This is a genomic window from Actinomycetota bacterium (assembly GCA_040905475.1).
Lineage (GTDB): Bacteria > Actinomycetota > AC-67 > AC-67 > AC-67 > DATFGK01.
On sequence record JBBDRM010000090.1, the window covers coordinates 1 to 20726 of the forward strand.

13 protein-coding genes are annotated in these 20726 nt (G+C 68.5%); 8 read left to right on the top strand and 5 right to left on the bottom strand.

Annotated elements, in window-relative coordinates; genetic code table 11:
- Positions 1-87: 87 nt before the first annotated feature.
- Positions 88-3612 carry a BTAD domain-containing putative transcriptional regulator gene (locus WEB06_09945; protein MEX2555943.1) on the top strand — a complete coding sequence of 1175 codons (3525 nt, stop codon included), beginning with the start codon at positions 88-90 and terminating at the stop codon, positions 3610-3612.
- Positions 3613-3762: 150 nt separating this feature from the next.
- Here WEB06_09945 and WEB06_09950 read toward each other — a convergent pair whose 3' ends face one another.
- From WEB06_09950 to WEB06_09960, 3 genes are read right to left on the bottom strand one after another with little or no spacing between them, the layout of a single operon-like run.
- Complete coding sequence (locus WEB06_09950) at positions 3763-4377, bottom strand: DUF1326 domain-containing protein (GenBank protein ID MEX2555944.1); 615 nt, start codon at positions 4375-4377, stop codon at positions 3763-3765.
- Between the two features lies 1 nt (position 4378).
- Positions 4379-5017, bottom strand: coding sequence for a DUF1326 domain-containing protein (locus tag WEB06_09955; protein ID MEX2555945.1), 639 nt, complete (start codon positions 5015-5017; stop codon positions 4379-4381).
- 20 nt (positions 5018-5037) lie between these two features.
- Positions 5038-6393 carry an FAD-binding oxidoreductase gene (locus WEB06_09960; protein MEX2555946.1) on the bottom strand — a complete coding sequence of 452 codons (1356 nt, stop codon included), beginning with the start codon at positions 6391-6393 and terminating at the stop codon, positions 5038-5040.
- Positions 6394-6551: 158 nt separating this feature from the next.
- On the opposite strand from WEB06_09960, the gene WEB06_09965 reads away from it, so the two are divergent.
- The 7 genes from WEB06_09965 to WEB06_09995 all read left to right on the top strand — a co-directional run bounded on the left by WEB06_09965 (position 6552) and on the right by WEB06_09995 (position 16847).
- On the top strand, positions 6552-7262 hold the full coding sequence (locus tag WEB06_09965) for a winged helix-turn-helix transcriptional regulator (protein MEX2555947.1): 711 nt from the start codon (positions 6552-6554) through the stop codon (positions 7260-7262).
- A 640-nt stretch (positions 7263-7902) separates the two neighbouring features.
- The gene (locus WEB06_09970) at positions 7903-9045 is read left to right on the top strand and encodes a hypothetical protein (protein MEX2555948.1); all 1143 of its coding nucleotides are present in this window, start codon (positions 7903-7905) and stop codon (positions 9043-9045) included.
- Positions 9042-11690, top strand: coding sequence for an ATP-binding cassette domain-containing protein (locus WEB06_09975; GenBank protein ID MEX2555949.1), 2649 nt, complete (start codon positions 9042-9044; stop codon positions 11688-11690). The genes WEB06_09970 and WEB06_09975 overlap by 4 nt, the downstream gene beginning before the upstream one ends.
- Positions 11687-12163 (top strand): hypothetical protein, encoded by a 477-nt coding sequence (locus WEB06_09980; GenBank protein MEX2555950.1) that lies wholly within the window; start codon positions 11687-11689, stop codon positions 12161-12163. Before WEB06_09975 ends, WEB06_09980 begins: the two co-directional genes overlap by 4 nt.
- Positions 12160-14271, top strand: a complete 2112-nt coding sequence (locus WEB06_09985) for an MFS transporter (GenBank protein MEX2555951.1) — start codon at positions 12160-12162, stop codon at positions 14269-14271. Before WEB06_09980 ends, WEB06_09985 begins: the two co-directional genes overlap by 4 nt.
- 87 nt (positions 14272-14358) lie before the next feature.
- Positions 14359-15294: a hypothetical protein gene (locus WEB06_09990; GenBank protein ID MEX2555952.1), complete on the top strand. Its 936-nt coding sequence runs from the start codon at positions 14359-14361 to the stop codon at positions 15292-15294.
- Positions 15295-15455: 161 nt separating this feature from the next.
- Positions 15456-16847 (top strand): hypothetical protein, encoded by a 1392-nt coding sequence (locus tag WEB06_09995; protein ID MEX2555953.1) that lies wholly within the window; start codon positions 15456-15458, stop codon positions 16845-16847.
- 73 nt (positions 16848-16920) lie between these two features.
- Here WEB06_09995 and WEB06_10000 read toward each other — a convergent pair whose 3' ends face one another.
- Both WEB06_10000 and WEB06_10005 read right to left on the bottom strand, forming a co-directional pair.
- A complete protein-coding gene (locus WEB06_10000; protein ID MEX2555954.1) occupies positions 16921-20178 on the bottom strand; it encodes an AAA family ATPase in 3258 nt (1085 codons plus the stop codon).
- Positions 20175-20585 (bottom strand): transcriptional regulator, encoded by a 411-nt coding sequence (locus tag WEB06_10005; protein MEX2555955.1) that lies wholly within the window; start codon positions 20583-20585, stop codon positions 20175-20177. The genes WEB06_10000 and WEB06_10005 overlap by 4 nt, the downstream gene beginning before the upstream one ends.
- Positions 20586-20726 lie beyond the last annotated feature (141 nt).

The window sequence follows — 20726 nt, forward strand, 5'->3', positions numbered from 1 at the left end:
CATTGAGGAAAGGCAGCGAGCCGATTAACTTGTGCTAAATCGGGTCGCCGACCTGGGCTTTCTCGGCGGCCCGAGGGGGGTTGCATCATGGCTGCGGGCGAAGGGTCGGGCATCGAGGTGCGCATCCTCGGGCCGCTTGAGCTCGTCCAGCAGGGCGAGAAGTTGCCGCTCGGGGGAGCCAAGGAGCGGGCGCTGCTGGTCCGCCTGGCGATCGAGGCCGGGCGGGAGGTCTCGACGGACCGACTCATCGAGGATCTGTGGGAGGGCGGCCCGCCCGACCGCGCGCTCGACACGCTCCGCGTTTATGTCTCCCACCTCCGCAAGTCGCTCCCGGCTCACTCCATCGAGACCAAGCATCACGGCTACGCGCTGACCGTAGAGGACATCGATGTCGCGCGCTTCGCGGCGCTGGCGGCCCGCGCCCGAGCGGAGGAGCCGAAGGTCGCGAGCCGGACGCTCCGCGAGGCGCTCTCGCTCTGGCGAGGGCCGGCGCTCGCCGACGTCGCCGACGCGACGTGGGCTCGCGGGCGGGCGGGGCAGCTGGAGGAAGAGCGGCTCGCGGCGCTCGAGGCCCGCGTCGGAGCGGATCTCGCTCGCGGCGCGCACGCCGAGCTGATCGGCGAGCTCGAGATGCTCACCGCTGCTCATCCGCTCCGCGAACGTTTCTGGGAGCTTCGCATCGTCGCGCTCTACCGAGCAGGACGCCAGGCCGACGCGCTGGGTGCGTACCGGGAACTGCGGCGGGCTTTGTCTGAGGAGCTCGGCGTCGACCCGTCGCCCGACCTGCAGGCCCTCGAGCGCAAGGTGCTCGAGCACGACCCTTCTTTGAGCGCGCCCGGGCGACGGGCCGATCGCGAGCTCGGCGGAGCGGTCACCTTCCTGTTCTCCGACATCGAAGGCTCGACGCGGCTGTGGAACGAGCATCCCGGCGAGATGGAGGACGCCGTCCGCGCGCACGACGAGATCCTCCGCGCGTCGATCGAACGTCACGGCGGTCTCGTCTTCAAACACACTGGCGACGGCGTCTGCGCCGCCTTCGGCGCCCCGCCCGAGGCGCTCGCCGCGGCCCTGGAGGCGCAGATCGGACTCGAGTCACAGTCGTGGGGCGATCTCGGACGGCTGCGCGTGCGCATCGCCGTGCACAGCGGGAGCGCGACGCGGCGGGACGGCGACTTCTTCGGGCCGGCGCTCAACCGGTGTGCGCGGCTGCTGGATGCCGGACACGGAGGCCAGGTGCTCGTGTCGGAGGCCTCGGCGCACCTCCTCGCCGACGAGCTGCCGGACGGCGCCACCCTCGTGGATCTGGGCGCGCACCGGCTGCGGGACCTCGGTACGCCTCAGCGGATCTTCCGGCTCGCGCACGACGAACTGGCCGCCGAGTTCCCGCCCCTGCGCACACTCGACGAGCACGCCACCAACTTGCCTGTAGAGGCCAGCACGTTCGTCGGGCGGGAGCGCGAGCTCGCGCACGTCGCGGAGGCGATCGCGGAGAGCCCAATCGTCACGCTCACAGGCGTGGGCGGTGTCGGCAAGACGCGGCTCGCGCTCCGTGCGGCGGCGGAGGCGATGCACGCATATCGCGACGGCGTCTGGTTGTGCGAGCTCGCGCCCGTCGCCTCCGAGGCGACCGTCGAGGAGGCCATCTCCGGCGCCGTGCGCGTGCCCCACCGGCTCGAGGGCCGCACCGGGGACGCGCTGGTCGCCTTCCTCCGCGAGCGTGAGCTGCTCCTGATCCTCGACAACTGCGAACACGTTCTCGGAGCGGCCGCCTCGGTGGCGGAGCAGATCGCCGGATCGTGCCCAGGCGTGCGGATCCTTGCCACGAGCCGCGAGGGACTCGCCGTGACCGGGGAGCGCATGATCGCCGTCCCCTCGCTTACGGCTCCCGACGCCGGCGCCGGCGGCGAAGCGATCCGCGCTGCGGACGCCTCCCGGCTGTTCCTCGAGCGCGCCCGCGCGGCGAACGACGCCTTCGCGCTCACCCCCGAGAACGCCGGCGCGGTCGCCGAGATCTGCCGGCGGCTCGACGGGATCCCCCTGGCCCTCGAGCTCGCCGCGGCACGCCTGCGCGTGATGACGGCCGAGGAGATCGCCCGGCGGCTGGACCAGCGGTTCCGGTTGCTGACCGGCGGCCGCAGGACCGCATCGGAACGGCACCAGACCCTGCGACGTACCATCGACTGGTCCTACGACCTCCTCGATGACGGGCAGCGCCTCGCGCTCGACCGGCTCGCCGTGTTCGCCGGCGGGTTCACGCTCGACGCGGCCGAGGCGGTGATCGCCGGCGAGGGCATCGGAGCGGGCGAGGTGGTGGATCTGGTGATCGGGCTGGTCGAACGGTCGCTCGTGGTGAGTGAGCAGGAAACCGGTCCGGGACGATACGGGATGCTCGAGACCGTGCGCCAGTACGCGGAGGAGCGCCTCGCCGAACGCGCGGAGATCACGCGGCTCCGGCGCCGACACGCCCTGCATTTCGTCGAGTTCGTCGAGCGGACGGCGCCGCTGTTCGCCGGGCCGCAGGAGCCTGCGGCCGTGGCGGCGGTCGACCGCGAGGTGGACAACCTCCGGTCGGCGGCGGAGTGGTGTATCGAGCAGGGCGAGACCGAGCTCGCGATGCGGCTGACGGCTCCGCTGTGGTGGGAGAAGATCACCGAACGCACGGGGCGGGCCGTCGGTTCGTGGGCGGAGCGCGTCATCGCCATGGACCGCGCCGAGGAAGATCCGCGATTCGAGCTCGCCTGCGCGACCTCGGTGATGGCGGCGTGGAACCGCGGCGACGCCGTCACGGCTAGGAGCCTCGCGGAGAAGGCAGTCGCGGTGCCGGCGAGCCGGGGTCGGCGGCCGCACCTGCTGACGAGCCACGTGATCAGCTTCGTCCGCCACTTCGACGCCGACCCCGAAAGGCTCCGGCGCGCCGTCGATGAATACCTCGTACGGATCGAGTCTGGGGAAGGCGCGGACGATCCCGACCTCATCGCGTACATGCTGGCCAGCGCCGCGGGGGCACGGTTCGCCTTGAAGGATCCGAGCGCGATCGAGCTCGGGGAGCGTGCGGTACGGCTGGCGCGGGAGGCCGGTTCGCCCTCGACCCTGGTGTACGCGCTGTTCCTGTATGCGGTCACTCACGGCCTCTTCGAAGGGAGGGAGGAATTCGGCGTGCCCGCCCTCGAGGAGGCGGTCGCCGTCCGGGGCGTAACTCGGAGATTCTGGCAGCGGCTGAGCGAGGCGCAGCTTGCTCGGGTCCGCGCGGCCGGCGGCGACGTCATCTCAGGGCTGCGATTGCTACGGAAGCTCCTCGTCGAGGCGTACCGTTCGGGGGATCAGGGCGAGTACCTCATGTACGTGGTCAACGTCAGTGGCCCGCTCGCTCTCGCCGGAGACGACGAGAGCAGCGTGCTTGCGGAGGAAGTCCTGGCGGCGAGGGGATACCCCGTCATCAGGGCGGTGGCCGATCGGAAGTTCCTCGACGAAGCGAGGGAACACATGGGCGAGGACGCGGTACGGGCAGTGGCCGCGCGCGCGGCCACGATGAGCATGAACGAGCTGAACGACTCCCTCGTTTCGTCCATCGACCGGCTGCTCGCCGCCCACGAGCCGGCCGGCGACGGCTAGGGCATGACCCCTGTTCGTCTCGGCGCGCGCGGTCTCGGATCGAAATCGCGGTGACGCCCCCCTTCGTCGGAGTAGATCCGTGCCGCGAACCCAAACGGTCCCGTGGTCGGCGCCGCGTAAGGGTCACTCCATGGGGTTATTTGGGGTTGGCTACGGCCCTTCGTAACGGAACTCTGAAAAGCTGCAGGTCTTGCCAGACGCTTCCCAGTGCAGATCGAAGTCCTGATACCGGAAGCGGCTCGACCGACCGAGGTTTGCCGGAAAGGGGGCCCCTTTCCAAAACGGCGGGTTCACCAACTGCGTACCGGATGCCTCTTGGGGACCCGTGAGTCCCTCGCCTTCGATGTCGAGCACCTCTCCGATGCGCACGGTTCGCTTCCGCCCTACGCGTTCGACCTGGATCGGCACCCACTTCACCCCGACGACCTCAGCAGTGAGCCGACGCCATTCATCGAAGAAACCCCCCGCCCGCCCAAGGAAGATCGCCTCGAGGGCTCCCCGCTGCTCCGCGGTCGCCCGCTCGTCCCCATACAGCGCGACCCGCCAGTTTCCATCGTCAAACTTCGGACCGGGTGCGTACACCGCTATGACCACGGCGAGACCTGTGAGATCCACTGCTCCGTATCGTCCTTGGTCGATCGACCAGAGCACATTCCCAAGACATATGCCGTCAGTCGGTGGTGCCCCAACGGTACATGGACAGAGCACCTCACAGTTGCAGGTGTCGATGATCTCGCCGTGGATGCTCCATGGTTGGCTTTCCATGTCAGCGGACGAACCCCATGCCCGATTGGCGCAGACGAGTGAAATGACAGTACGAGTCCTTGAGGTCGAGGGCGATGGACGCTGTCGTTTTCGTGGTGCCGCTGCCGATCTCCGCGAGGTCGAACTCGATCCCGTTCGGGAGGTTGATACGGACGCGATGCTCGGCCCCCGTCGCAGGGCTTCGGATCGGACCGGCCGTGGACTCGAGTACGCCCGAGATCACGATACGCGCGCTTCGCTGCTCGATGTCCACGTCGAATTCGATGGGCTTGAAGAGCGGGGGATGGACGGTGCTCGACATCGTCCGATAGACCCACCAGTGGGTTGCCCCTTCGTTGGTCTCTCCGCCGTAGAGGACGGTAGCCAGAGCGTCCCGTTGCCCGGCGTCCGCCCGCTCATCGATGACGGCCTGACACTCGCCGTTGCCCTTGTAGATCGGTCCCGGCCACGCGTAGAGAAGGGCCGCGCCGAGGCCGTCGAGCGCCACGTCTCCGAAGTGGCCCTTGTCGATGAGAACGGCCGCGAAGCCGCGGCAGTTCCCGGACGTGGGACGGCGTGACTCGAACTGGCAAGGACAGCCATAGTCGCAGTTGCAATTGCTGAACTCGACTCCTTCGATATACCAATCAACCTGCGCCATGGTGTCCTCCGTCAGAGTCTCTAATGGGCGTCCTTCGTCGCGGACCGGCTCGGCGAGATGTTCTGGTTGATCCGGAAGAAGTTCTCCGGGTCGTACTTCGTCTTCACGTCTACAAGCCGCTCGTACTTCTCGGGCCCGTACGCGGCTCGCACGCGATCGTGTCCCTCTTCCATGAGGAAGTTCACGTAGACGCCTGACTGGAACGGGGCCAGCTCGTCCAGGAAACGCCGCGTCCACTGTGTGTGGTCTTCGGCTCCTGGGTCGCCGGGCTGCCAGACGCCGTTGATGTTGATGTTGTGGGCCGCACCGCGATGGCTGTAGGCGGTGGCATCCTCCGGAACGGTCGCGACCGCGCCGCCGAGGTGGAAGATGACCGTGTAGGAAAGCGGTGACGTGATCTTGAGCGAGTTGGACACGATCACGTCGATCAGGTCGTCCTCGAGCGGCGGCAACTCGGTCGATTTCCAGTAGTAATGCCAGCCGTGCGGCACGGTGACATCGAACATGGATTGATGCGCAAGCCACGGCTTACGCGTGACGAGGTCGATCAACGGGGAGCCGAACCTGCGCAACGGCTCGAGGAAGCGCTCGCCCTCGTCGAGGTCGCCGATCCAGCAGTTCGCGATCCCGACCACGTGGCGACCGTGCAGCTCGGTGGGCAGGAATGCAACGGCGGGTGCGCGGCGCAGGTTGACGATGGATCCGTACTCCAGCGGGGAGTCCGTGATGAGATCGCGGTAGAAACGCAGGACCTCGGGGCCGTCCTCCATCGGCCAGTAGATCGGTCCGGCGAGGACCGTCGGGCCGATCGGCACGGCGTCGAATCCGAACGAGGTCACGACGCCGAAGTTCCCCCCGCCGCCTCGGATCGCCCAGAACAGATCCGCGTGCTCGTCTTCATCCGCGCGCACGAGGGCGCCGTCCGCCGTCACAACGTCCGCGGAGAACATATTGTCGACCGACAAGCCGTGCTTGCGCATGAGCCATCCGATCCCACCCCCGAGCGTCAAGCCACCCACGCCGGTGTGGGTGACCACGCCGGACGGCACCGCGAGCCCATGCAGTTGCGCGTCGTGATCGACGTCTCCCAGCAGAGCGCCGCCCTGGACGCGGACGGTTCGGTTCAGCGGGTCTGTTCGTACGCCGCGCATGAGGGACAGGTCGATGACGAGTCCGTCGTCGACGAGCGCGAGCCCGGCGATACTGTGGGCGCCTCCACGGACCGACACCCCTAGCCCGCCCTCGCGCGCGAAGCGCACCGCAGCGATGACGTCCGAGACCCCGACGCAGCGTGCGACCGCCGCCGGCCGGCGGTCGATCGCCCCGTTCCATATGGCACGCGCGTCGTCGTAGCCCTCATCCCCACGAGCGATGATCGCCCCTCAGAAGCCTGGAATCTCCATGGTCATGACCACCTCTCTCCCCTCTCGCCCAGGGTCGTCCAGCCGGACGGCAGCGGCAAGGACAGGAACTGGACGCATCCCGTACAAAAAATGGACTGGCCTAAGAGGCTCGGGCGTGCCAGACTCCACTCATGAAGGGGTTCAGCCAGTATTGCCCGATCGCGCGGGGGGCGGAGATCTTCGCGGAGCGTTGGACGCCGATCATCGTGCGGAACCTGTTCGTCGGATGTCAGACGTTCACCGAGATCGAGAGGGGCGCGCCGGGGATCTCGCGGACCTTGCTGGCGCAGCGCCTGCGCCAGCTTGAGCGGGTCGGCGTCGTGGAGCGCATCCCGGCGAGGAACGGCCGCGGGCCTCGGTACCTGCTGACTGAATCAGGCGAGGAACTCGGACAGGTCTGCGTCAGGCTGGGGGAGTGGGGCGCGCGATGGCTCGAGCTCGCCCCGGAGCATCTCGACCCCTCGATGGCGCTCTGGTCCTGGTGTCAGGGATACGTCAATGCACACGTGCTGCCCAAACAGCGAGTCGTCGTGCGGTTCGAGTTCCTTCAGCGCCCGAAGCGGACGCTGTGGATCCTTTTCGAGAACGGGAGCGGTGAGGTCTGCCAGAAGAACCCTGGATTCGAGGAGGATCTCGTCGTCACGGCCGACCCCGAGTGGTTCATCAAGTGGCATATGGGACGGGTCTCGTGGCAGCAAGCGGTCCGCGAAGGGCGTATCACCGTTGAAGGACGGCGGGATCTTGCGCGCGCGCTGCCGACGTGGAACCTGCGTTCGCGCTTCCAGGCCATCAAGCCGAGGTTCTCATCGCATCTTCCTCGCCGCTCGATGGCTGAGGCTTAAAGGGCGCCGAGTTCGGACCACCGGTCATTGCTCTCACCGCTTTCTGGATCGAGCGAGGAAGCCGGAGGCGCTCGCGGTTGAGGCCGCGCATCGCAGGCATGACGTTCACCCAGCCCGAGTCATCAGGACACAGCGCGCCGTGCTCGGCCGCCTCTCATGGGTTCAATGAGGTTTGAGATCAATCTGGTCTCAACGCTGCGCCGGCAATGATCGGTGGGCTGCTGCAGGCAAGAACGTTTCCGCAGGTAGCGGAGGCGCAAGGGTGAGAGGGCGGAAGTAATCGAACCACCCGCCGGCTCGTCGCCGTCGCACCGGTTTTTAAGGGGCTCCAAGCTCATTCAATACGCAAGCTGCGAATGGTTGAAGCGCGTTGTCGCACGTTAGAACGGATGCGCGGTACGGCTGCGTCCGATGGGACGGAACGGCACGTCGCGGTTTCGGGTCAGTTCTCGGTTCAGCGTCGGCTTCCTCATCGGTGTTGATAACCCGCGAGCCATTAGCCATCCAAACGGAGCGCCACGCGGACGGGCCGCAAGCCGGCGCCCTTCAAGCCCTGACCTTCTCCCCGGGCGTTCAGCCGTCCGGTACATCCGTTCATCCGCGGTGAACGCCTGACTGATGTCTGCGGGAAGGAGTGGAGATGAAGAGCAGGGTCTGGAGATCTCTATCCCTCTGTGCGGTTCTCGCGTTTGCCGGGAGCAGCCCATCGGCCGGAGCGAGCACGTCGCCACTCGATCGGGAGGTCCTCGATCGCATCGCGTTCTCATCCAGCCGCACTGGCACCGCTCAGATCTACGTGATGAACGAGGACGGATCCGGCCAGACACGCCTCACCGATAGCGCGCCCTTCGACGACATGCAGCCGGCGTGGTCTCCGGACGGCACCCGCGTCGCTTTCACCCGGGGGATCGTCTACCAGTCGGCGAACCTGGTCGCGTCGAGAATCGTGGTCATGGACGCGGGCGGCGGAAACGAGGTCGTTGTGGCGGACGAGCCGGGTGTCAACGTCCGGCCGGCATGGTCCCCCGACGGGAAGCGTCTCCTCTACGGCCACGGCATAAACCCATCCCCCCTCGACGTCTGGGTGATGAACGCCGACGGCAGCGACAAGCACGCCGTCACGACGAGTGGAGATGCCTATCCCGCGGCCTGGTCGCCGGACGGATCACAGATCGTCTTCGGTACCCAAGCTCTCGACATCTGGGTCATGGACGACGATGGCGCCAACCAGACTCGGCTGACGACGACTGCCGACAATTACACGCCGAACTGGGCGCCATCCGACCGCATCGTCTTCACGTCGACGCGCGACGGTGGAGGCAGGCAGGTCTACTCCATGGAACCCGACGGGACGGACCAGACGCGCCTGGTGGAAGACGGGGCCGAGAACAAGTTCCCGGCGTGGTCTCCTGATGGATCGCGGATCGCGTACTCGAGATCGACGATCCCTTGCGTCGGTGCGGCATGCAATCTCATCGGCGGCTACGAGATCTACGTGATGAACGCCGACGGCTCGAGCCAGACCCGGATCACGAACACAAACCCGCCGGGGCGGGAGTTCGGCGAGAGTTACCCGGCCTACGCCCCCCGGACGGGCGGCCTCCTCACAGGCCGTCACGCGAAAACGTCGACGCTCGCGGCCGTGGGGCTCGGCCTGGCTGCGACCGGATGGGACCCTGGTCCATCTGCGTTGCTCGGGACCGCTCTCGTCGTGGGAGGATTTGGGCTACGACGTTCCGGGCTATCGAAACGTGCTCGAAACGTCCCTAATATCCGGGCGTGACGATCTTCGGCTTCGAGGTTCCCGGCGCTGTATTGGTGCTCGGGGCGATCACCGGCATGGCCTACGGTCTTCTCGCCGTCGGCCTCGTGCTCGTCTACCGGGCCAACCGGATCGTCAACTTCGCGCACGGGGAAGCGGGGGCATTCGGCGCGGCGATCATGGCCTTGGCCGTCTTCCGTTGGCGGCTGCCCTGGCTGGCGGCCTTTCCGTTGGGCTTGGCATCCGGCGCGGGAGCGGCGCTGGTCGTCGAGCTGGCCGTCGTGCGTCGCCTCCGGAACGCGCCGCGCCTCGTAGGCATGGTTGCCACCCTTGGCTTCGCGCAGTTCCTTCCGCTGTTGGCGTTCGCTCTCACGGGATCACTGCCCGGCGCCGCTCTGCCCGATCCGCCGTTCCTTCCGGCCTTCGATGTGGGCGCGCTGCACGTATCGCCATCGGCGACCGGCGTACTGCTTCTCGCCCCGTTGGCGGCGATCGGCCTCGCGCTGCTCCTCGGGCGCACGTCGCTGGGTACGGCGATGCGAGCTTCTGCAGCCAGCCCTGCGGCCGTCCGCACCCTGGGGATCCATCCCGGGCGGATGTCGGCGCTGACGTGGATGCTGGCAGGAGGCCTGTCCGCATTCACGGCGATCCTGGTTTTTGCCGCCCGCGACCTCGGGGCGATCCAGCAATCGCTCGGGCTGACCCTGCTCCTGCGTGCGCTGGCGGCGGGACTCCTCGCTCGCATGTCCAGCCTCTCGGGCGCCTTGGCTGCCGGAGTCGGGATCGGCGTTCTCGAGCAGGTCCTCCGGTGGAACCTCGAGGGCGGTGGGACGGTCGAGCTTACGCTCGGCGTCGTCGTCCTGGGAGCGGTGGTCGTACGCCGCATGGCCGGTCCGGCCGGTGTCCGCGAAGGCGCCGCGTGGGCGGCGGTTGTCCCCTGGCCTCCGCTCCCGGCCGACGTCCGCCCTACCTGGCTTGTTCGCCATAGGTCCATCCTGATCGGCGCCGGCGCCTTCTCGATGGCCCTGACAGCCGGCCTTCTGACCTCAGCCGAAACCGCAACCATCCTGAGCGGAGTCGCCGCACTGGCGATCATCGCTCTGTCGGTGGGGCTCCTCTCCGGCCTCGCCGGTCAGCTCAGCCTCGGTCAGTTCGCTCTGGCGGGAGTGGGCGCCACCGTCTCCGCCCTGATCGCCCGGCGAACCGGCAACTACGTGTTGGCCTTCGCCGCAGCCGGTTGTGCGGCGGCCGTGGTATCCATGATGCTCGGCGCTGCCGCGTCCCGACTCCGCGGCCTCGCCCTGCCGGTGCTCACGCTTGCATTCGCAGCTGTGGTTCACGTGTGGCTGCTTGAGCAACCGTGGATGCTGGGCGAGGGTCTGGCTCCCGGCCGGCCGGTCATCGCGGGCTACCCGCTCGACACCGGCCGGCGGTACTTCGTGTTCGCGTTGGTGGTGCTTGCGGCGGCCGTATGGGTATGCGCGCGCGTCCGCCACGGCTCGATGGGGAGGGCGTTCGTGGCGCTGCGCGACAACGAGGACGAGGCCCGGGCCTTCGGGGTGCGAGCCACGCACCGTGCGCTGCAGGCGTCGGCGCTGGCCGGGGCACTCGCGGGTGTAGGCGGCGCGGTTCTCGGCCACGGCCTGTCGCTTCTTACTCCCGGCGCCTTCCAACCGGTCGGGGGGATCGAGGTGGTGGCCATGGCCGTGGTGGGCGGGCTGGGGACGCTCGCCGGCCCGGTGGTCGGCGCCCTGTACATCCGGGGGGTACCGTCCCTCGTGGACCTCGACGCGGCCGGGCTGGCTGCCACCGCCTTCGGCTGGCTCGTGTTGCTGCTCTATCTGCCCAGCGGGCTCGCCGGGCTTTTCAGCGGAGCACGGGACCGCCTCTTCGCCCGGCTGCCGCGGACGCCGGTGCCACCCGCCCGGCCCGCGGTTCTGGCCCGAGCTAGTTCTCCGACCGCCTCTCCGCTCCTTGTCGCGACAGGACTGGCCAAGAACTTCGGCGGGGTGCGCGCGGTGGACGGCGTCTCGCTGCTCGTCGACGCCGGAGAAGCCGTCGCGTTGATCGGACCCAACGGTGCCGGCAAGAGCACGCTTCTCGATGTGCTGTCGGGGTTCGTGCGGCCCGATACGGGAACCGTCCTTTTCGGCGGCGACGAACTGTCGCGCCATCCTCCCGAGGAGCGCGCGCGACGGGGGATGGTTCGGTCCTTCCAGCATCCGTTGCTGTTCCCCACCCTTACGGTGCTCGAGGCGGTGGCGGTTGCAGCCGGAACCCGCCGCATCGACGACGTCCTGGATCTGCTTGCCCTCGTGGGCCTCGACGCGCACCGGCAGGTGCCCGTGCGAGAGCTGTCGACCGGGATGCGCCGTCTGGCCGAGCTCTCCTGCGTGCTCGCTCGACGGCCCCGGCTGCTCCTGCTCGACGAACCGTCGGCGGGGATCGCCCAGGCGGAGAGGGAGGGCCTTGTCCAACTGCTGCTCGATGTCCGCCGGGAAACCGGCGCCGGTCTGGTGGTGGTCGAGCACGACATCCCGTTGGTGCGGCGGTTGGCCGATCGGATCGTGGTGATGGCCGGTGGACGGATCCTGGCCGACGGTTCGCCCGACGACGTGACATCGGATCCGGCCGTGGTCGGCGTCTACTTCGGAGTCGCGACGTGATCCGTCGAACGGCACTGATCTTGTCCTTGGTGCTCATCGGCGGGTGCCAGGTCCGTGGGATCGACCTCGTGCAGGACACCAGGCTGCGCATCACCGCGCCGGCCGACCGTTCCACGGTGACACTGCCGATCGAGGTGCGATGGACGGTGCGGGACATCCCGCCGGGCCAGCGCCGTTTCTTGGTGATCGTGGACGGCTCGCCACAGCCACCGGGGAAGGGCCTCGACTGGTTCGCGCGCAACGACGACGTCTGCCGTGCGACGCGCGGCTGCCCGGACACCCGCTATCTCGAGAACAACCACATCTTCCTCACCCGGGATACGAGTCTGACTATCCCGGCGCTGGCCCCGCGCGCGGATGAGCCCGCTGCGCGACGGCACCGCCACGACGTCACGGTGGTCTTGGTCGACGCACAGGGCCTGAGGGTTGGGGAAGCCGCAGCGTTCGTCGAGTTCACTGTGAGGGCGGCGTGAGCGTCCCCGCCCTGCGGCAGATCATCGGGATCGGCGGGGCGGCGCCGTCGCCCATCCGCGAGGCGGTGTCCCGCTCGGGGGTGGGCTGGTATCCCGCGGTTTCCATCGGGCTGCTTGGGATGGTCGATCAGTTCCACGGTCACGCCTTCGTCGTTCTGGCGCCTGAGTTGAGTCGCAGCCTGGGCATCCCCCGCTCGGCGCTTGCCGGGATGTTGCTGCTGTCCGCTCTCGCCTTCACCCTGGCCGGCCTTCCTATGGCGGCCTTCGTGGGACGCTTCGGCCGCCGCGGCCTCGTTTCCGTCTTGACCGGGATCGGATGGAGCGCGACCACGATGGGAACCGCGTTCGTGGGCGGAGGGCTGGGGCTCGCGGGGATAACGGTTGCCGACGGCGCCACCAGCGGCTCGGTCCGAGCCGTTCATCCGCCGCTGCTGGCCGATTCCTATCCGGTCGAACTGCGGGTGCGGATGCAGGCCCTGTACCGGGCGATGGATGGGGTCGGTAACGTGGTCGCCCCACTCCTCGTCGCCGCACTCACCGCGCTCGCCGGGCTCTCGTGGCGCGGGGTGTTCCTCGCATTGGGCGGCGCATCGTTGGTATCGGCCGTAGTCGCGGTTCGTCTTCGCGACCCCGGATACGGGCGCTGGGACACGGCCCGAGTCCGCGCGGCCGTCCGCGGCGCGCAGCGTTCCGGGGCCGAGCGCGCCGTCGAGCTGGGACTCGTCGAGGTGACCCGCCGCCTCTTCCTGATCCCAACCTATCGACGTATCCTGGCCGGCTCGGCAGCGTTGGGCGTGCTCCTGGCGCCCCTCGTCACCTACGTGTTCTTCTTCCTGGACGAACGGTGGGGCATGGGCCCCGGCGCGCGCGGAGTCTTCTTCGCGGTGATCGCGGCTGCCACGACCGGCGGCATGGCCGTGGCCGGGCCGTTGGGCGAGCGGTGGTTCCGTCGAGATCCCTCCAGCCTGCTGCGAGGGGCCGCCGGGATGCTCGCCGCCGGGCTCCTGGCCCTGTCCGCCTCCGTGCTTGCTCCCGCCTTCTGGATGATGGCGGTGCTCTACGCGGTCTTCTCGATGCTGCTCGCCGCCATGGGCCCGTTCCTCACCGCGAGCGTGCTGTCATTGACCCCGGCGCGCATGCGGCCCCACGCGACCGCGCTCGAAGGAGTCTTCCTCGTGGGCGTCGGGGGGATGGCCGGGCTGTTGCTCCTCTCCGGCATCGATCGGCGGTTCGGGACGACCGGAGCGATCCTGTCCATCGCCGTTCCGGGTTTGTTGGCGGCGCTGGTGCTGCGAAGCGCGGCGGCCACCATGAATGCCGACATCGATCGGATGCTGGAGCGGCTGGAAGAGGAGGAGCGTACGGACGCTGCTCGGGAGGAGGGACGTCGCTTCCCCCTGCTCACCTGCGAGCGTCTGGACGTCGCGTACGGTCCGGTACAGGTGCTGTTCGACGTGAACCTCACCGTCGAAGAGGGCGAGGTGCTCGCGATCGTCGGCACCAACGGAGCCGGAAAATCGACGCTGCTGGCGACCCTCGCCGGCACCCTGCTCCCCGCCGACGGAACGGTCCGCTTCGACGGAGCGGACATCACGTATCTGGATGCCAAAAGGCGGGTGGGTCTCGGCATCACCACGGTACGCGCGGGCGAGGCGGTGGTCGACCCGCTGAGCGTTGCCGAGAACCTGCGACTGTTCGCCCGGTCCCTGCGTCCGGGCCGGGCCGCAGCCGCGGTCGACGACGCGTTCGCCGCCTTCCCCATTCTCGCCGAGCGGCGCGACCATCGGGCGGCGACACTGTCGGGGGGCGAGCGCCAGATGCTCGGCCTCGCCCGGGCGGTGATCGCCTCTCCGCGGCTGCTGCTGGTCGACGAGCTAACCCTCGGGCTATCGCCGGGCGCGGTCGACGACCTCCTCGCGGTCGTGAGTCGGCTGCATCGAGCGGGGACTACCGTCGTGATGGTCGAACAGTCGGTCGACCTCGCCCTGCGCATCGCCCCTCGGGCCTGCTTCCTGGAGCGCGGACGGGTTCTCTACGACGGCCCTGCCCCCGCCCTGCGGGACCACCCGCTCGTGCGAGCGGCGTTCCTCGGACCGCGCCCGGAATGAACATCCGTTCCGCCGCCGTGAACGCCTGAGGTGCAAGACCGGGAAGACGCCTCAGGGCGACGACGAAAGGCGGGGATCAAGATGATGGTGAGACGTTGGGTTGCGATCGCTTTGGCACTGGGCGCATCGCTGGGCGTTCACTCCATGCCGGCCTCGGCGGAAACACCGCTCGACCGCATCATGTTTGCCAGCAACCGGGGTGGCACCTTCGACCTTTACTCGATGAACGACGATGGCACGGACACGCGATTGGTGGTGGGCGGCCCCCGGGACGAGGTGCATCCCGACATCTCACCCGACGGCACGCGGATCGCCTTCGTCCGATCCGCCGACTTCACGCGGCCGCTCGGCCCGAGTTGCTGTGGTCCGGCGGTCGATCTGTTCATCGCCAACGTCGACGGCAGCGGCGCCGCACCGTTGATGCCGCATCCCGTCATCGACGACTACCGGCCGGACTGGTCGCCGGACGGAGGCCGGATCGCTTTCAGCCGCGGCACCGTCGCGGTGGCCGTATCGAACATCTTCACCGTCGAGCCCGATGGGAGCGCGTTGGATCAGGTGACCGATGGCATCCTGGGCAACAATGTCGCGAGCTGGTCGCCGGACGGCACCCAGCTGGTCTTCGTCAGCACCCGCGCCGGCACGATCAGCCTCTGGATAACGGACGCCGACGGCGAAAACCAGCACCCGCTGACCGCCGCGCCTCCTGGTGCCGCCCACACCTCACCCCAGTGGTCTCCCACGGGCGACCGGATCGTGTTCGGATCGGACCAAGATGGCGGAGCCTCCGAGCTCTACACCATCCGCCCGGACGGCAGCGGACTCACGCGGCTCACGACCAATACGGTGTCGGACAGCTACGCCACCTGGTCGCCGGACGGCAGTCAGATCGCCGTTTCTCGAGGCGCTATGGGTGGAGGAGGGGGCACGATCTGGGTCATGAACGCAGACGGTTCCGACCAGCGTCAGATATCCGCCGGTCCCGTCGACACCTTCCCCGTCTACTACCCACGCGCGAGCTGACGGATGGCCTGCACCCGGCTGAGGAGACGGCTACCGCGGGGATATTTGTCCACGCGCCGGCCATTCAGTCGAGAATCGCTCGGTGAGCCCCTTGTTTCGGCACCGAGAGAGCACCGATAGTGCATGGCAGACGAATGAGCACTAAGCGACGGGTCACTGCGATGGCTGCGGGGCTAGCCTTACTGCTGGGCGCCTGCAGCTCGACCGAACGCGATCCCGGTTCGAACACCGGCATGGGCGACGCCTTCGCCGGCGTCCAAGAACCAGGCGTGCTAGGTCCCGATGGCGCCGGTGGTCCGGGCACCGGAACGCCGGGCAGCCTAGGGCCGAGCGGGCCAGGAGCGCCGATCGTCGCCCTCCGGGATCTGCCTTCGGCGGGGATCACCGACACCGAGATCAAGGTCGGCGTCGATGACATCCACTTCGAGGAGATCGCGGGGATCCCGATCACCCGGCCGCCGGGAAGGCAATGGGCCGAGGTCGTGATCGATGACCTCAATGCCCGCGGCGGGGTGGCGGGGCGCAGGATCGTTCCCTTCTACTACCGCTACGAAAGCCAGACGTTCCTCGAGCGGGAGCCGGCGGCCTGTGCGTTCTATGGTGAGGACGCCAAGGTGGCGGTGGTGATCGGACAGTCTTTCGGGCACACGCCCGACTTCCTGGCGTGTCTGGCGGGTCACAACATCCTGTTCATCGAAGGCGGTCGGATCGATAACGATGCGGAGACCCTCGACCGCTTCCCTCTCTACGCCAACCCCAACTGGATGAACATGACGCGCGCGGCGCGGATCCTCGCGCCCGCCCTGGTCGACCAGGGGTTCTTCGGCCCCGGTAGCGTCGTCGGCATCCTGTCCGATGAACGACCAAAGTACCGGCGGACGACGGAGATCATCGTCAAAGGCCTGGCCGCGCGCGGAGTGAAGGTGACCAAGGTCGTGAGGATGAAACTCGACCAAAGCTCGTCGCTCGCCGACCTCCAAGCACAGACGTCAACGGCCGTGCTGAAGATGAAGTCTCCTCCGGAGGCCAACCGGGTGATCTTCTGGTCGAGTGCTTCTTTCCTCTTCCCCGGTGCCGCGGAGTCGCAGCACTACCGGCCGACCTACGGGATGTCCACCAACGACTGGCCGAGAACGGTGATGACGTGGCCCGGGACGGTGAAGGAGCAGTTGCGCGGTCTGAAGGGGGTGGGTTGGTTCCCCAACGAAGACGTGTCCTCCCCGGAGCGCTGGCCGGCGTGGGACCGCTGCGTGGCGCTGATGATTGCCGCCGGGCTCAAATGGTCCGACTCCAACGCCGAGCGCGGTGCGCTGGTCCACTGCGACCTGGGCTGGCTCCTGGCTGCGGCGGGATCGCGAGCCGGGAGCAGGCTAACGCCGGCCACGCTCCTGGCCGGCATCGAGGCGGTGGGGGGCACGTTCGAGTCGGCCGCCATCCCCATCGCATCCTTCGGGCCCGGTCGTCACGAGGGCGCCGTTGCCGTGCGCGACCTCGCCTACTTCGAGAGCTGCGAGTGCCTGCGCTACACCAGCGCCGCACGCCGGGCGGATTGAGATGGAGGAGCCGGAGCTGTTCCTGAGCGCCCCCACTCGGCGCCTGCTCGATGAGGAGATGGAGGAATTGGCCTCAGGTGTCCCAGCGGATCGGGACGCGGGGATCCGGGGTGTAGGAGCAGAAGATGCCGGTGTGGATGGTGACGGCCAGGTGCTCGCCGAGGACGGGGTGGTGCTCGGCGACCCGGGCGAGGCCCGAGCGGATCGCCCGGGTGACGTTGACGCGGGCCCGTTCGGCGGCCGAGGAGGTCGGCCGGTCCCTGCCCCCCAACCCGACCGCCCGGCGTAGCTCCGACACAAGGAAGTCTCTCTCCTCCTCGGCGCCGGCGCGCCGCCCCGGATCGTTGTCGAGGGTCGCTTGATCGATCTCTTGATCGAGTTCGCCTAGTCGGCGCTTGTACTCCCGCTTTGCCGCTTCATCCAAGGCCGGGCCCGCGCTACCGCCGGCGTCGACGGCCAGTTCCGATGACGGGTCGTTCGCCCGGGCGGCGCCCGGAGCCCCTTGCTCGAGGTCCAGCGCATGGAACTCGCGGCCGGGGTCGGAGAGGAGACGGGAGATGAGCTCCATGCCGCGCGCGTGACGCACACGCGCGGTGTGTCCTTCGAAGGTGATCGCCCAGGTGTCGCCTTCCCGTTTGAAAGACGCTGTTGCGGGCGGCGCGGTCTGCGCCAGCACGGCAGGGACCGTCGCCGATCGGTCGAGCCGGCGAGCGACCAGAACGAGGCCGAGTTCCTCGCTCGTGGCTCGCACGCGGTCTGCCGCCTGAGCAGCGCGCTCATGGTCCCCGGGGGCCCCGCGGGCCGAGCGCACCATCACCAGATCGCACTCGGTGTGCGCAAGCAACAATCGTGCTCCCATATGGGTGTGCTTGGTCGCGGCCTCATCGAGATGCCGAACGGCATCGTCGAGTCGGCCCAAGGTGAAGGCGAGCAAGCCGAGATACCGCGCCGCCGCGCCGGTGCAATACACCATCGCCCCCGACGCGAGCAGACATTGGCCGTCGTACGGAAGCACCCGCTCGTAGAGCAGCGCAGCGCTCCGGCGATCATCCAGTGCCCAAGCCAGCTCGGACAGAAGCGGCAAGCTGAACGTGAGGTTGTCTGGGCGAAGGTCGGTGAAATCTCGCGCCGCCACGCGCTCGAAGATCTCGCGAGCCTCGTCGGGCCGGCCGAGATCGAGGTGCAGCAGGGCGAGGCGATGCGACCATGGGAACTGGGGAGAGCTTTCTGCCAGTTCCCGCGCTTCGGCCTCGATGTCGGCCAAGCGGCCCTGTTCCCTCCGGAGATGGAACAGCTGCGCCATCAAGGCCGGCGGGATCCACGATTGCAGCGCTCGAACCATGGCGAGCTGCTGGAGCACCAACGGCTCGGCGTCGGCGAGACGGCCGTCGAGCAGGGCGCGCATCGCTCGCCATGTGACGACGATGTGAGCCCAGCCGGGGCGGCGAGATTCCGTGGCGGCCTCGGCGAATCGCGCGAGAGTCTGGTCCAGCCGGGCGACGTCGCCGGCCTGAAGGCAGTCCGTCACGATGGCGACGTAGGCGAGGACTTTGAGGCGGGCGTCGTCGAGCTCCTCGGCCACGGTCAACAGCTCTTCGCTGGCTGCCCGTCGCTGATCCAGCTCGTGACTGCATTGGAGCGCCTGGGTGTTGGCGGACAGCGCCGATCCAAGAACCCGCCGATCGCCGGCGAGGCGCGCCAGGTGGAGGGCCTCCGCTGCGGTGGCGAGCACTCGCTCGTACTGGGTAGTGGCTCGCAACCGGTTCACCAGAACCGAAAGCACTTCCGCACGAAGCGCCGGGTCGCCCTCCCCCAAGCGGGCGATGGCCTCGTCGAGCGCGGCGACCGTCTCGTCTTCGGGCAGGACGTGCAGCGAAGCCCGTGCGAAGAGGTCGGCGCGATCCACTCGACGTCCGATCTGCAGCGCCTCTCGTACCGCGTCCTCGCCTGCCCGGCTCCCGGCGCTGCTGTAGGCATCATCGAGAGCGAGGAGAAGCTCCATGCGCTGGAGATCTTCGCCGGGTTCGAGCATGTCGAGCGCTCGCCGATAGAGGACGGCCGCTTCTTCGTAGGCGAGCTGGGACATCGCCCGCCGCGCGGCTCGGGTCGAATAGTCGACCGCCTTCTCGCTCGCGGCCTGCGTGAAGTGGTGGGCCAACTCGGCGAGATGGGGGGCGGAGTCCTGCCCGTACGCGGTCTCGAGATGCTCGGCCACCGCGAGGTGCAGCGCCTGCCGTCGGGCCGGGCCCAGTTCCTCGTAGAGGGTGTCACGGATGAGTGCGTGAGCGAACTGGAAGCGTCCGGGCGTCCTCGTCAGCTGACGCACCATGCGCGCGGACGCGGCACTACCCAGCTTCTCGAGCAGGTCCTCGGCGGGACGCCCCGCCACGGCCGCCAGCTGATCCAGCGGGAACTCCCGGCCGAGAACCGATGCGGTGGCGAGGATCTCCTGCACGGGGGCGGGGAGCAGCGAGAGATTCTGGCGCACCGTGTGCTTCACGCCGGCAGGGAGCGTGGTCTTCCCGGTTGCGAGCAGCCGGGCCACCTCGTCGACGAAGAACGGATTGCCACCCGTACTGGCCAGGACTGCCTCGACCATGTCCGCCGAAGGCGGTGCGCCCGTCGCCTGTTCGACAAGGGCTGCTACCTCGTCGGCATCCAGGCCGCCGAGCGGGAGGCGTCGGCCAAGCCGGGCGATGTTGCCGATCAGGTCGGAAAGGTCGGGGTCCCGCTCCACCTCCAGGTCCCGGCTGGTGGCAACGATGAGCAACCGAAGGTCGCGCAGTCGCCGTCCGAGGAAATGGAGCAGCAACAGCGACGCCCGGTCGGCCGCGTGGATGTCGTCGAGCACCAGGACGACGGGCCGGCTCGCCGCCGCCCGGTCGAGGAAGCCCGTCACCGCGTCGAAGAGCTGGAACCGCGCCTCGTCGCCGGCGCTCGCTCCGGGAACGAGTGCGAGCTCTCCGAGCCCGGGCACGAGCGGAGCCAGCATCGGAGCGCTCTCTCCCGCCCAAGCGGCGACGGTTTCCGCGTCGACCTCTCGAGCGATCCCGCGGAAGACCTCGAGCCACGGCCAAAAGGTAGGTGCGCCCCCGACCTCCCAGCACGAACCCCAGTGAACAGACGCGTCGTGCGCGCGGGCCCCTTGGGCAAGCTCCTCCGCCAGGCGGGTCTTGCCTATCCCCGGATCGCCGGTGATGAGGAGCAGCCTGCCTCGGCCGCTGGTGGAGTCTGCGAAAGCGTCACTCAGCTCCTCGAGCTCCCGCCTGCGACCGATAAGAGGCCGCTTGGTCGTCGCGGCCGGCGTGGCATCGCCGCGGACGTCAGTCACTCGGAACCCTCACGATTCAGCTGTGGCTCCTCGACGAGTCCGACTAGATCCAGTACCGACGTCACCCAATGGTCGCTCAACCAGTACTTCACCATCCGTTCATCACGGCGCGCGCGCACGATGCCGTGCGCGCGGAGGAGACGCAGCGCGTGAGAGTACGCAGACGCGCTCGTGTCCGACAGGATCGCCAGATCGAAGACCGCCCGCTCTCCTGCGCCGTGGAGTGTGTAGAGCATCCGCAACCGTGCCGGGGCTCCTAGGAGGCGCAAGAACTCAGTCGAAGACTCGATGTCGGCATCCGTCGGCGGCGCCGGGGACAACGGGCTCCGGTCCCGCGCGTGCCTCAGGCCGGCGTCCTCCCGCGGCGAGAGCATCACCGGCGGTGGCATCACCCGGCTCTTCGACATGGCAACATCCATCCAATCGTTCGCAGATCCGCGCTGGCAAGCGGAGGCGCAGTTCCTTCGACTACTGCATGCGTTGAATTCTCCGGTTCTGCAAACCGGTAAGGCGGAGCCGCACCGGTCAAAGCGCTGCTCGACGCCGGA